Raw genomic sequence first — 12,264 nt, 5'->3', positions numbered from 1 at the left:
CGTGGGCGGTGCGCGTCACCGCTTGACCGCGTGCACCCGTTCCACCATCCCGAACCCGTAGCGGTCCCGCTCCACGACCTCGAAGCCCAGATCGTGGACCCGGCGCAGCTGCCTGCGGGTGAAGTGCTCGCCGGCGCTCGGCACGGTGAACGCCTCCACGAACCACTGCACCAGCCGGATCGGGGGCCAGGTGCTGCCGATGTGGTCCAGGAGCAGGAGCCGCCCGCCGGGCCTGAGCACCCGCCGGGCCTCGGCCAGGGCGGCCTCCGGGCGCGGGATGTTGCACAGGGAAAGCACGCAGGTCACGGTGTCGAAGGTGGCGTCGTCGAAGGGGAGGTGCTCGGCGTCGCCCTCGCGAAGGTCGGCGTCGCGGCCGAGGTCCGACGCGCGGCGCCGCGCTTGGCCCAGCATGGAGGAGCTGAGGTCGATGCCCGTCACGGCGCTCACGTCCTCGTGCAGGAACGGCAGGTCGCGCCCGGTGCCCACGGCGACCAGCAGCACGCGCCCGCGGGTGCGCGCGCCGATCCAGTCGCGGCCGTCCTTCAGGAGGTTGTGCTCGAACCAGACCATGCTGCGGTCGTAGTCGCCGGCGGCCCGGTCCCAGAGCCGGCGCTGCTTCGCCGTGGCGCGGGATTCCATGTCTGCAGGCTGGCACGCCCCTCGCGGACTGTCCAGGTCGTGGCGGCCGAGCGCGGCGCCGTCGTGGCGGTCGAGCGCGGCGCCGTCCCGCCGGCCGCGCGGGCGGGCGGAGCCCGGCCCGGTAGAGTCCGCGTCGTGACAGAGACGTACGCGATGTGGCAGAAGCTCGCCGGCAAGCCGCTGGGCAAGCGCGCCTTCGGCCTGGGGTACGGATGGCGCGTCCCCTACTTCCGCTCGATCAGGCCCCGGTTCACCGAGGTGAGGCCCGGGTTCGGCGAACTCGTGATCAGGAAGCGGCGGGCCGTGCTCAACCACATCGGCACCGTGCACGCGATCGCGGTGTGCAACGGGCTCGAGGCCGCGATGGGCGCGATGGCGGAGGCCACCGTGCCGGACTCCAAGCGGTGGCTGCCCAAGGGCATGGACATCGCCTACACGGCGAAGTCGACGTCGGACATCACCTGCACCGCCGAGTCCGATCCGGAGCGCTGGCTGGAGGACGACCCGGACGTGCCCGTCGCGGTCACCGCCCGCCGGGACGACGGCACCGTCGTCGCGCAGGGCACGATCCGGCTGTGGGTCACGGACAAGCCGGCGCGCTGAAGCCGGCCGCGCGCCTCGGCTACCCGGTGGTGCGCACCGTCAGCAGCGGCCGGTAGGACGGGAACTCCGGGTCCTCCACGAGGCGCCGCGCGAGCAGCAGGGCGCCGTCGAGCGGGGTCGCGGCCGCGTCGACGAGCTCGACCCCGACCCGCTTGACCGGCATCAGGCCGTGCACGGCCGCCCGCAGCGGTGAACCCACGGCCATGAGCCGGCCGGTCGTGGCGGCGACCTGCCGGACACCGGGCCGGCTCAGGACGCTCGCGAGGCAGTCGGTGAGGAGCTCGGCGGACTCCCGCAGGATCTTCTGGCAGACGACGTCGTCCTCCGCGGCGGCGCGCACCACGACGGGTGCGAAGTCCGCCAGGACCCGCACGCGGTCGGGGGCGTCGCGCAGCCTGGACTCCCAGGTCTCCGGCTGTCCGAGCCGCTCGATCGCGGCGGTCAGGAGACGCTCCGAGCCGCGCGCGTCGTGGTAGCTGGCGCGGGCGGCGGCCCGCAGCCCTTCCTCGCCGATCCACGACCCGCCGCCGTTGTCCCCGATCAGCGGTCCGAGCCCGTCGGCGATGTGCAGGCGGCCCGTGTCGTCGTCGCCGATGGCCACCGCGCCCGAGCCGACGGCGAGCGTCGCGCCGCTGCGTCCCTGCAGGGCCCCCAGGTGGGCGATGATCGTGTCGCTCGCGACGGCGGTGCGGGCCGTGCCCAGCTCGCCGGACAGGGTGTCGTGCACGGCGTACGGGTTCAGCGTGCGGGAGACGACCATGGAGCGCAGGCCTCGCATACCCACGACCGCCGCGGCGGTCGAGTTCGTCCCGGCCTTCTCGGCGAACCGCCGGCACAGGTCGCCGACGACGGTGGGTGCGTTGGACCGTCCGGAGACGAACCGCACCGGATCCCCGGTGAGGTCGACGGGCTCGACGGATCCGGCGTCCGGTGTCGTCGGCGCACCGCGCAACCGTGAGCCGGTTCCGCCGACGTCGATACCGACCTCCCAGGTCAGCGGCGTCGGATCGCGGTGTTGGCTCGTGCCGGACGCGCTTCCCAGAGTCTCCCCAGCGCGCATCTGACGATCGTGGCACGGAGAACCGGACACCGCGACACGAAACGACGAAAAGGCGACAGTTGTCCGCAACGGGTGTCGCGGCGGCAGGGAATTACCGTCCGTCGCCGATGTCGAGAACCCGCACCCGGCTCCGTCCCAGGGGTGTCGGCGGCGACACGCGCCGCCCGAGACCGGAGGATGGACCCATGAAGTATCTGATGCTGAAGCACTACCGCGGTGGCCCCGAGGCGCACCCCGAGTTCTCCGCCCCCATGGACCGGTGGACCCCCGAGGAGATCTCGGCCCACATCGCGTTCATGGACAAGGTCGCCGACGACCTGCGCGAGCGTGGCGAGTACGTGGACGGCCAGGCGCTCTCCCCGGAGGGCACCTTCGTCCGCTACGACGGCGAGGGCCGCCCGCCGGTCACCGACGGTCCGTTCGCCGAGACGAAGGACCTCATCGCGGGGTGGATGGTCATCGACGTCGACTCCGAGCAGCGGGCCCATGAGGCGGCGGCCTACCTGTCGTCGGCGCCGGGCAAGGACGGCAAGCCTCTGTACGAGTGGATCGAGGTGCGCCCCTTCCTCGCCGAGCCGCCGGTGGTCGAGTGAACCGGGAACTGCCCGGGCAGGTCCTGGGTGTCCTCGTCCGCCGCGGAGCAGACTTCGCGGCGGCCGAGGACGCCGTCCAGGACGCCCTCGTCGAGGCGGTCCGCCACTGGGGGAGCGCGGTCGTCGGCGACGACTCGCCCGGTGCGAACCCCTCGCCCGAGGGCGAGGATCCCGGGGCCTCCCCGGCCGGCCTCCCCGCCGACCTGAAGGCATGGCTCGTCACCGTCGCCTGGCGCAAGTTCCTGGACGCCCGGCGATCGGCGTCGGCCCGGGCCCTGCGCGAGGTGAAGGTCAGCCTGCGGCCCCCACCGGGCCAGGCCGAACAGGCCGACGACACCCTCCTGATCCTCAGCCGCTGCTGTCACCCCGCACTGACGCCCGCGTCGGCGATCGCGCTCACGCTGCGGGCCGTGGGCGGGCTGACGACGGCGCAGATCGCGCGGGCGTTCCTGGTGCCCGAGGCGACGATGGCGCAACGGATCTCCCGCGCGAAGCGCACCGTCGCGGGTGAGCGGTTCGGGACGCCGGGCGACGTGACGGCCGTGCTGCGCGTGCTCTACCTGATGTTCAACGAGGGGTTCACCGGTGCGCCCGGCGTCGACCTGGCAGAGGAGGCGATCCGCCTGACCCGCCAGCTGACCGCGGCCGTCCCCGACGATCCCGAGGCCGCAGGGCTGCTCGCCCTCATGCTGCTGCACCACGCGCGGCGGGCGGCACGGTTCGACGCCGCCGGTGGGCTCGTCCCGCTGGACCGGCAGGACCGGTCGCTGTGGGACACGACGACGATCGCCGAGGGCGTCGGGATCCTGCAGCAGGCACTCGCCCGTGAGCTGCTGGGGGAGTACCAGGCGCAGGCCGCGGTCGCCGCCCTGCACGACGACGCCGCCACCGCCGCCGAGACCGACTGGCCGCAGATCCTGGAGTGGTACGACGAACTGCTCGCGCTCGCGCCCGGGAACCGGGTCGCGGAACTGAACCGGGCGATCGCCGTCGGGCACGTGGACGGCGCGCATGCCGGGCTGCGGGCGCTCGAGACGCTGGACGCCGGGCTGCCGCGGTACGACGCCGCGACCGCCTACCTGCGGGAACTGGCCGGCGAGCGGGCCGAGGCCGCGCGCCGGTACGCGGCCGCCGCGCAGGCCGCGGACAGCGTCGCCGAGCGGACCCACCTGCTCAAGCAGGCAGCCCGGCTCAACGAGAACTCCGCGGGGTCCTGACCCCGTCCCACACCCGGACCGTCCGCACAGCCGAGGAATCCCGGCGCCCCGGCGCCGGTTGTGCGCCGCATGAGCCTCTTGTTCCAGCCCGTCGAGCTGCGCGAACTCACCGTCCCGAACCGGGCCTGGCTGGCACCGATGTGTCAGTACTCGGCGACGGACGGCCTCCCCGGCGACTGGCACCTCGCCCACCTCGGCGCACGAGCCGCGGGCGGGTTCGGTCTCGTCATGACCGAGGCGACCGCCGTCGTCCCCGAAGGCCGGATCTCCCCGCAGGACACCGGCATCTGGAACGACGACCAGACCGCCGCCTGGCGGCGGATCACCCGCTTCGTGCACGCGCGCGGCGCACGAGCCGGCATCCAGCTCGCGCACGCCGGCCGCAAGGCGTCGACCTACCCGCCGTTCCACGAGCTCGACGGCAGCGTGCCCGTTCCCGACGGCGGATGGGTCACCGCCGGCCCGACGGCTGACCCGTTCCCCGGGCTGGCCGTTCCCGCCGAGATGCCGGCCGACCAGGTGGCGGGCATCCCCGAGCGGTTCGCCGACGCGGCGCGGCGGGCGCTCGCCGCGGGGTTCGACGTCGCCGAGATCCACGCGGCGCACGGCTACCTGCTGCACCAGTTCCTGTCGCCGCTGGCCAACCGGCGCACCGACGAGTACGGCGGCTCGCCCGAACGGCGGGCCCGCCTGGTGCGGGAGTCCGTCCGGGCGGTGCGGGAGGTGTGGCCCCAGGAGCTGCCGGTGATGGTGCGGCTGTCGGCGACGGACTGGCGGCCGGACGGGCTCGGGGTGGAGGACGTGGCGGCCGTCGCCGCGGACCTCAGGACGGACGGCGCCGACGTCGTCGACGTGTCCACCGGGGGCGTGGCACCCGCGCGGATCCCGGTGGGACCGGGTTACCAGGTGGCGCACGCGCGGCGGGTGCGCGAGGTGTCCGGGCTTCCGGTCAGCGCCGTCGGGCTGATCACGGAACCGGCCCAGGCCGAGCAGGTGCTCGTGGACGGGGCGGCCGATGCCGTGATGATCGGCCGCGAGGCGCTGCGGGACCCGCACTGGCCGCTGCGCGCGGCGCGGGCGCTGCGGGAACTGGTCGGACGGGTCGCGGAGAGCGGGGTGGGCGTCCAGCCGCAGTACGAACGCGCGCCGTGGCGCTGACGGCCCCGGGACGGCCGGACCGTCCGCCGCGAATGCTCGGTCTCGCATCGTGTTGGGCGATGCGTTGAACCGAAACGGCGTCCCTCTCGTGTCCAGGGCAGGCTGGTAGGAGTGCCGGGCGCCGCTTCGCGGGCCGCCGGGTACGGGATCCGTCGCTCGGGAGGGAGGGCATGTGCGGGCTGGTGATCAGGCGGTGCTGCGTGATCTGCACGACCGCCACGCCGCGGCGGTGTGGCGGTACGTCGTGCGGCTGACGGGGACCACGACGGGCGCGGACGACATCGTGCAGGAGACCCTGCTGCGCGCGTGGCGCAGCCCCCGCCTGGCACGCAAGGACCCGGATGCCGCGCGGGCGTGGATGCTCACCGTGGCGCGGAACCTGGTCATCGACGACGCCCGCAGCGCGCGGCGGCGGCACGAGACCGTCGTGGAGTCGCTGCCCGACCATGACGGCGGCGGGGCGGGCGACCGCACGGACGAGCTGTTCGACGCGATCCTCGTGGCGGAGGCCCTCGGGGACCTCACGGAGGACCACCGGGCGGTGATCGCACACGCGTACTTCGGTGGGCGGAGCACCGCCGAGCTGGCCGAGCTGCTCGACGTCCCGGAGGGAACGGTGAAGTCGCGGCTGCACTACGGGCTGCGGGCACTGCGCCTCGCGCTGCAGGAGAGGGGAGTCGTGCGATGACCGACGAGACCGGACCTCGTCACGAGGAGTTCGCCGACTGGGACGCGGCCTACGTGCTGGGGGCGCTCACGGCGGCCGACCGGCGGGCGTTCGCCGAGCACCTGGACGAATGCGCACGCTGCCGCACGCAGGTCGCCGAGCTGGCGCCGGTGCCGGGCCTCCTGCGGGCGGCGGGCGGGGACGGGCTCGGTCCTCGTGCGGTGGACACGGACGGCCCGGCGACCGACCTGGTGGACCTGGTCGTGCGCCGCCGGGCTCGGCGGCGCGGGCGGTCGCTCCTGTGGGGTGGCGCGATCAGCGCGGCGGCGGCCGCGGCCGTGACCGTCGTCGTCCTCAACCTGCCGCCCGGTGGCTCGGCGCCCGCCGTGCTCCCGGCGGAGACGGTCGGGCTGGTGGCGTCCGGGCAGTCGCGGCTGTCGGCGAACGTCGAGCTGACGGACAAGAAGTGGGGCACGCAGCTCACCATGGTGTGCACGTACGCCCCCGACCCGGCCACGTACGTTCCCGGCGCGGGTTCCCCGGCGAAGCGCGCCTACGCGCTCGTGGTCACGTCCGGCGACGGAGCCACCAGCCAGGTCTCGACGTGGACCGCGGCGCCCGGCAGCACCGTGCGGCTGGACGCGGCGACCGCCCTGACCCGAGACGACATCGCCGCGATCAGCGTGTATTCCGCGGACGATGCAACTGACCCCTTGCTCAGCGCCGATCTGGAGGACGGCGCGGGCGACGCGGGATGAGACGCGGCGGGACTTCCGGATCCCCCGCACACACCAGGATCCATCCGGAAACCGAGAGGAAGAGACCCATGCGCACCACGACTCTGATGACCCGTGCGGCCGCGCCCGCACTTGCCCTGATGTTCGTCCTGGCGGGATGCTCCGGAGGCTCGGACACGGGTGGCGACACGGGCGGCTACGGCGCGCCCGCCGAGGAGTCGGACTCCGGCGATGCCGGCATGGACGACGGCGGCATGGCCGCGGCGTCCCTCGGCGTCGCCGACACGGACCTCGGGACGATCGTGACCGACGGCGACGGCATGACCGTCTACCAGTTCGACAGCGACACCCAGGGTTCGGGAGAGTCCACCTGCGCCGGTGAATGCCTTGCCGCGTGGCCTCCGGTCCACGGCGGGGACGACGTGCAGGCAGACGGGGTGACCGGTGAGATCGGCACCATCACCGGGTCCGACGGTGAGCCGCAGCTGACGCTCGACGGCTGGCCCCTGTACTACTTCGCGTCCGACACGCAGCCGGGAGACACCATGGGCCAGGGCGTGAAGGGCGTGTGGTGGGTCGTGACCCCGCAGGGCGAGCCGGTCCGCGAGTAGGAGGCAGCGCGGACAGCGCTGACGGTTGACTCACGACGCCGGACTCGCCATCCTTGATCTCGATGTTGACGTTAACATCACGATATGGCGTGATGTTCAGCATTGCTCGAGCCCCTACCGTGCAGAGCCGCACGAGATCGGTCGACGTCATGAGAATCCTCCGCACCCTCCGCGCGCCCTCCCGGCGCCCGTCCACCCGGCGGCCGCTCCGCCGGATCCTCAGCATGCTCGCCGCATGCGCGCTCCTGCCGGCCGTCGCGCTGGCCACCGCGACGCCGGCAGCCGCCGACACCAGCCAGTTCCGGGGCGCGAACTGGGCGGTGCTGGGCGACAACTTCAGCACCGGCCCGCTCGTCATCGACGGGCTCGACGGCTCCGACAGCTATGCCACCGTGCAGGCCAAGGCGAACGCCATCTACGACGACATGGAGTCGCTGCTCGGCATCAACACCGTGCGGCTGCCGGTCAACACCCACACCGTCGGCACGGACTGGTGGAACCGCTACCGCGGCGCGATCGACGCCGCCACCGGACGCGGCTTCAAGGTGATCCTGGCGTACTGGGAGGACGGCGCCGCCTCGGGCGGCCGCGTCACGGACTACGCCGCCTGGAACGGCATGTGGTCCACCGTCATCTCCCAGTACGGCGGCAACTCGAGCGTCTACTTCGAGCCGATGAACGAGCCGCACGGCTACACGTCCGCCGAATGGCGGGACGTGGCTGCGACCTGGCTGGGTGACCACTCCTCCGCACCGGACAACCGGGTCCTGATCGGCGGTACCGGCTACAGCCAGGACCTGCGCGACCTGTGCACCGACTCCCGCTTCGACGGCACGCTGTTCTCCTACCACCACTACGCCTTCTTCTACGGCGAGAAGACCTACCAGCAGTGGTACGACCACGCGACCACGCGCCTCGGCGCCTGCGCGGACCGCGCCGTCATCACCGAGTTCGGCGCCGCGATGCACGACGGCCGCGACTACGGCGACCCGAACAGCACCGACAACTTCGTGCGCCACATCCGCGCGGTCACCGACGTCATGCGCGACAACTCCATGGGCGGTACGTACTGGCCGGCGATCGGCGGCAAGCCCGGAAGCATCGGCTATGACGGGTACTCGATGTTCTCCCTGAGCGGTAGCGGGACCAACCTGTCGCTCACGGTCCGCAACGGGTCGGGCGCGAACCGCCTGCGCTGGGGGTGGGGCGACGCGGTGGACCCCGACGGCGGCAGCCCCGGCACGGTCGCGATCGTGGGTGAGGGCTCGGGCAAGTGCGCCGACGTCGTCAGCGGCTCCACCTCTGCCGGGGCCGAGATCATCCAGTACACCTGTCACGGCGGCGCCAACCAGCAGTGGGTGCTGAACGACCTGGGCAACGGCTACCACCAGATCGTGAACCAGGGCTCTCGGCTCTGCCTCGACGTGGACGGTGCCTCGACCGCCAACGGCGCCCAGGCCATCCAGTGGACCTGCAACGGCGGCACCAACCAGCAGTGGGAGGTGCGCGACGCCGGAGGCGGGGTCGTGGAGCTCGTGGCCCGTCACTCGGGCAAGTGCCTCGACGTGCTCGGACAGTCGACCGCGAACAGCGCGCGGCTGGACCAGTACTCCTGCTGGGGTGGCGCCAACCAGCACTGGACGCTCTGACCGGTCCCGTCATCGCGGGCAGGGATCCCGGCCCGCCGGAGCGCCGCGCACGCCGATGCCGGGCGGCCGCCGCGCTCCGGCGGGGCCGGGCCCGTCGGCCGTACGACCGGGGTCCCGCTCGGGCGGGCGGCTGGTCGGCGAGCGGTGCGCCGAACGACGCCTCGACCTCGCCGCCCTGCGAGCGTGCCCATGCGGAGGCCGCGCCGAGCAGCGTGTCGGCGGCGGCAGGGTCACCGGGCAGGGCGAACAGGTCGAGCGGCCCTTCGTCGTCGGACAGGTGGCGGGCGGCCACCAGGCCGCGCGGGCCGCCGTCCGCGGCGTCGGGCGGCGCCCGTTCGCCCAGGTCCGGACGGAACGCCGGTGCCGTACCGGGGCCGCGGCGTCGGGCGGCACCTTCCCGGGTGCTCCTGTGACGCACGAGCCATTGACCCCGGATACCCCCATGGGTATATCATCGTGGCATGGCTACCCGCGAAATCACCAAGGACAACCTGGAGCGGACGGTCGCCGACAACGAGATCGTTCTGCTCGACTTCTGGGCGGACTGGTGCCCTCCGTGCCGCGCCTTCGCCCCCGTCTTCGAGAAGGCCTCGGAGGAACATCCGAAGATCGTGTTCGGGAAGATCGACACCGAGGCGCAGCGCGAGCTGTCCGCGGCGTTCGGCATCACCTCGATCCCGACGCTCGCCGCGTTCCGGGACGGCGTCGTCGTGTTCGCGCAACCCGGCGCCCTCGGCTCCGCTCAGCTGAGCCAGGTCATCGGCGCCGTCGAAGGACTCGACATGGACGAGGTCCGCGCCGAGCTGGCCAAGCAGGACCAGCCCGCGAAGGCCTGAACAGGCCGGCCGTGGCGGCGGGCGGCACCACCGCCTGCCGCCCGACCGATCGACGGCCGCGGCAGCTGCCGCACGGACGGCCTGCTCGCAACGGACCGAACGTCACGGTACGCACCGACCCGCAACGCCGGCGACCCCCGCGGTCGTCACCGAAAGGAACAACTCGTGAGCTCCTCCGACGAAGCAAGCCGACGCCGCGTCGTCAACCGACTGCGCCGCGCTCGCGGCCAGCTCGACGCAGTGATCGACGCGGTCGAGTCCGACGCGTCCTGCCGAGACGTCGTCACCCAGCTCGCGGCGGTCACGCACGCCCTCAACCGCGCCGGCTTCGTCATCGTCGCCACCGCGATGGAGGAGTGCGTCACCGAGCCGGAGACTGGGAAGAGCCGGGACGGCCTGACCACCGACGAACTCGAGAAGCTCTTCCTCGCCCTCGCCTGACCTCTGCCCCCTGCCTCCTCACCGACAGACAAGGAATCCCTGAAATGTGCCGACCCGTCAACTGCAAGACCTGCGGCAAGACCACCTGGGCCGGTTGCGGCCAGCATGTGGACGACGTCATGCGAGGCGTCCCCGCCGCGCAGCGCTGCAAGGGTCACGAGGAGGAGCCGCGCACCGGGTTCTTCGCCCGCCTCTTCGGCAACTGAGCGCCCGGCGAGCGTCGCTCGCCGAACGACGGCCGGCGCCGTCCAGCCCCCCGGCCCGCACGGGCTCCGGGCCACGGACGACGCCGGCTTCGCTGTGCGCGGGCCGGCAGACCGGGAATGTTCTGGCGGCCGCGTGCCGCATGCGTGACACTGCGGGCGTGGACTTCACGATCCGACCCGCGGCACCCGGCGAGCACGAGGCGCTCGGCGAGCTGACCGCGCAGGCCTACCTCCGCGAGGGCTTCCTCGACTACGGCGACCAGGACCCGTACCTGGCCAGGCTGCGCGACGTCGCCGGCCGGGCAGCCGTGGCCGACGTGCTCGTCGCCGTGGACCGCGACCGCCGCGCGGCCGGCGATCGCCTCCTCGGAGGCGTCACCTTCGTCTCCGGGCCGGGGGAGATGTCAGACCTCGCCGGCGAGGGCGAGGCGGAGATCCGCATGCTCGCCGTCACGCCGGACGCCCGCCGGCGAGGCGTGGGGGAGGCGCTGACCCGCGCCTGCCTGGACCGCGCCCGCATCGCCGGCAGGGCCGCCGTCGTGCTCAGCAGCCAGGCGCGGATGCGCGCCGCACACCGCCTTTACGAGCGCCTGGGGTTTCGGCGCGAGCCGGAACGGGACTGGAGTCCCGACGACAAGCTCGACCTCCTGCTCGTCGCCTACCGGCTGGAGCTGGACGGCGCCGTCGTGTGATCGCGGTGCCGCGGTGGCCTGTGGCCGCGCTGCCTCACCCTGGCGGCCTGGTGCGCCCCGAGTCCCGTCGAGCGGTCACGTCATGCGTGAGGCGCATGCCCCTCCGGCCCTGATGCCCGGGAGGTCGTGGTGGCGATCGCCGTGAGTTGATCGATCTGTTCGGACGTGAGCTGATCGAGCACGAGCTCACGAGCGAGGGCGATGTGCGCCGGGGTTGCCGCCGCGACCTTGCGCAGACCTTCCGTGGCGAGCACGGCGCGGGCCGCGCGCCCGTCGTCCATGCGGCCGCGCCGGGCAGATTTACTTGACATGGCAAGTGAAGCACTCCATGCTGGCACTTGCCCAGGAAAGTAATCGCTCACTCAAGGAGCAGACCATGACCATCGCCTACTGGATCGTCGCCGGAATCACCGCGCTGGCCTTCCTCGCCGCAGGCACGATGAAGGCCTCGCGCTCGAAGGAGGCGCTCGCAGCGTCCGGGATGGGGTGGGTCGAGGACTTCGCCGGACCCGGCGTCAGACTGATCGGCGTCGCCGAGATCGCGGGTGGCATCGGACTGATCGTCCCGATGCTCATCGGCGTCGTGCCGGCCCTGGGCCCGGTCGCCGCGATCGCCCTGGCTCTCACCATGATCGGCGCCGTCGTGGTGCACATCCGCCGCAAGGAGCCGGCGATCCCCGCGCTCGTGCTGCTGGTCCTCGCAGGCTCGGCGGCCGTACTGGGGTTCATGCTCGTCTGAGCGCCACGGGCGGCGAGGGCACGAGCCGGCATGATCGCTCCCCGCCCTCGCCGCAGCACGACGCGGTGAAGGGCATCGTGCACGCGTCGCATGGCAGCGTGTCCCTCGTCACCACTGGCCCGAGTGCGGAACACCGTGTGACGTGGGGTAGTATTTCGGTCGTCCCCGAGAGACCGGAACAGGTACTCTCGGACATGGCCCGACGGGCCAAACGGGATGTGGCGCAGCTTGGTAGCGCACTTGACTGGGGGTCAAGGGGTCGCAGGTTCAAATCCTGTCATCCCGACGGTGTGATGTCGCAGGACATCGGAATGGCCTGAACCCACGTTTGTGGGTTCAGGCCATTTGTCATGTGCGGGGTGGGTTGCCGCGTGGCTGGTAGTCGCGGGTGAGGTCGATGGTGAGTTCTCGGAGGA

Annotated in this window: 16 protein-coding genes and 1 tRNA gene; 14 read left to right on the top strand and 3 right to left on the bottom strand. The window is 72.7% G+C overall.

Translation table 11 applies throughout. From position 1 onward, the window contains the following. Window positions 1-15: 15 nt before the first annotated feature. Window positions 16-639 carry a class I SAM-dependent methyltransferase gene (locus HGK34_RS08325; protein ID WP_201846121.1) on the bottom strand — a complete coding sequence of 208 codons (624 nt, stop codon included), beginning with the start codon at window positions 637-639 and terminating at the stop codon, window positions 16-18. A 135-nt stretch (window positions 640-774) separates the two neighbouring features. On the opposite strand from HGK34_RS08325, the gene HGK34_RS08320 reads away from it, so the two are divergent. Beyond that, the gene (locus tag HGK34_RS08320; protein WP_201846120.1) at window positions 775-1,242 is read left to right on the top strand and encodes a hotdog fold domain-containing protein; all 468 of its coding nucleotides are present in this window, start codon (window positions 775-777) and stop codon (window positions 1,240-1,242) included. 19 nt (window positions 1,243-1,261) lie between these two features. Here HGK34_RS08320 and HGK34_RS08315 read toward each other — a convergent pair whose 3' ends face one another. Further along, window positions 1,262-2,302, bottom strand: coding sequence for an N-acetylglucosamine kinase (locus HGK34_RS08315; protein WP_201846119.1), 1,041 nt, complete (start codon window positions 2,300-2,302; stop codon window positions 1,262-1,264). A 185-nt stretch (window positions 2,303-2,487) separates the two neighbouring features. Between HGK34_RS08315 and HGK34_RS08310 the strand changes: the two genes are divergently transcribed. The 11 genes from HGK34_RS08310 (at window position 2,488) to HGK34_RS08260 (ending at window position 11,109) form a co-directional block, all read left to right on the top strand. After that, on the top strand, window positions 2,488-2,895 hold the full coding sequence (locus HGK34_RS08310) for a YciI family protein (protein ID WP_201846118.1): 408 nt from the start codon (window positions 2,488-2,490) through the stop codon (window positions 2,893-2,895). Next, window positions 2,892-4,112, top strand: coding sequence for an RNA polymerase sigma factor (locus HGK34_RS08305; protein WP_201846117.1), 1,221 nt, complete (start codon window positions 2,892-2,894; stop codon window positions 4,110-4,112). The genes HGK34_RS08310 and HGK34_RS08305 overlap by 4 nt, the downstream gene beginning before the upstream one ends. 69 nt (window positions 4,113-4,181) lie before the next feature. Next, window positions 4,182-5,270, top strand: a complete 1,089-nt coding sequence (locus HGK34_RS08300) for an NADH:flavin oxidoreductase/NADH oxidase (protein WP_201846116.1) — start codon at window positions 4,182-4,184, stop codon at window positions 5,268-5,270. A gap of 172 nt (window positions 5,271-5,442) precedes the next feature. Beyond that, a complete protein-coding gene (locus HGK34_RS08295; protein WP_201846115.1) occupies window positions 5,443-5,958 on the top strand; it encodes a sigma-70 family RNA polymerase sigma factor in 516 nt (171 codons plus the stop codon). Further along, a complete protein-coding gene (locus HGK34_RS08290) occupies window positions 5,955-6,695 on the top strand; it encodes an anti-sigma factor family protein (RefSeq protein ID WP_201846114.1) in 741 nt (246 codons plus the stop codon). Before HGK34_RS08295 ends, HGK34_RS08290 begins: the two co-directional genes overlap by 4 nt. Window positions 6,696-6,763: 68 nt before the next feature. Further along, window positions 6,764-7,285 (top strand): COG4315 family predicted lipoprotein, encoded by a 522-nt coding sequence (locus HGK34_RS08285; protein WP_244666545.1) that lies wholly within the window; start codon window positions 6,764-6,766, stop codon window positions 7,283-7,285. Between the two features lie 224 nt (window positions 7,286-7,509). Continuing rightward, a complete protein-coding gene (locus tag HGK34_RS08280) occupies window positions 7,510-8,934 on the top strand; it encodes an RICIN domain-containing protein (RefSeq protein ID WP_201846113.1) in 1,425 nt (474 codons plus the stop codon). Between the two features lie 461 nt (window positions 8,935-9,395). Beyond that, window positions 9,396-9,770, top strand: coding sequence for a thioredoxin (trxA, locus tag HGK34_RS08275; RefSeq protein ID WP_201846112.1), 375 nt, complete (start codon window positions 9,396-9,398; stop codon window positions 9,768-9,770). A 165-nt stretch (window positions 9,771-9,935) separates the two neighbouring features. Beyond that, window positions 9,936-10,211, top strand: a complete 276-nt coding sequence (locus tag HGK34_RS22600; protein ID WP_201846111.1) for a metal-sensitive transcriptional regulator — start codon at window positions 9,936-9,938, stop codon at window positions 10,209-10,211. A 44-nt stretch (window positions 10,212-10,255) separates the two neighbouring features. Next, window positions 10,256-10,417 carry a DUF8730 family Cys-rich protein gene (locus HGK34_RS08265; RefSeq protein WP_201846110.1) on the top strand — a complete coding sequence of 54 codons (162 nt, stop codon included), beginning with the start codon at window positions 10,256-10,258 and terminating at the stop codon, window positions 10,415-10,417. A gap of 158 nt (window positions 10,418-10,575) precedes the next feature. Then, the gene (locus tag HGK34_RS08260; RefSeq protein WP_307815861.1) at window positions 10,576-11,109 is read left to right on the top strand and encodes a GNAT family N-acetyltransferase; all 534 of its coding nucleotides are present in this window, start codon (window positions 10,576-10,578) and stop codon (window positions 11,107-11,109) included. Window positions 11,110-11,189: 80 nt separating this feature from the next. Here HGK34_RS08260 and HGK34_RS08255 read toward each other — a convergent pair whose 3' ends face one another. After that, window positions 11,190-11,420 carry a hypothetical protein gene (locus tag HGK34_RS08255; RefSeq protein WP_201846108.1) on the bottom strand — a complete coding sequence of 77 codons (231 nt, stop codon included), beginning with the start codon at window positions 11,418-11,420 and terminating at the stop codon, window positions 11,190-11,192. 65 nt (window positions 11,421-11,485) lie between these two features. On the opposite strand from HGK34_RS08255, the gene HGK34_RS08250 reads away from it, so the two are divergent. Next, window positions 11,486-11,848: a DoxX family protein gene (locus HGK34_RS08250; RefSeq protein ID WP_201846107.1), complete on the top strand. Its 363-nt coding sequence runs from the start codon at window positions 11,486-11,488 to the stop codon at window positions 11,846-11,848. 212 nt (window positions 11,849-12,060) lie between these two features. Continuing rightward, window positions 12,061-12,134 (top strand) — tRNA-Pro (locus tag HGK34_RS08245). Window positions 12,135-12,264: the final 130 nt, after the last annotated feature.

The organism is Myceligenerans indicum, from assembly GCF_016742955.1.
Taxonomy (GTDB): domain Bacteria; phylum Actinomycetota; class Actinomycetes; order Actinomycetales; family Cellulomonadaceae; genus Myceligenerans; species Myceligenerans indicum.
The sequence above is the reverse complement of the archived record's forward strand: the minus strand, read 5'-3'. Positions and strand labels throughout refer to the sequence as shown.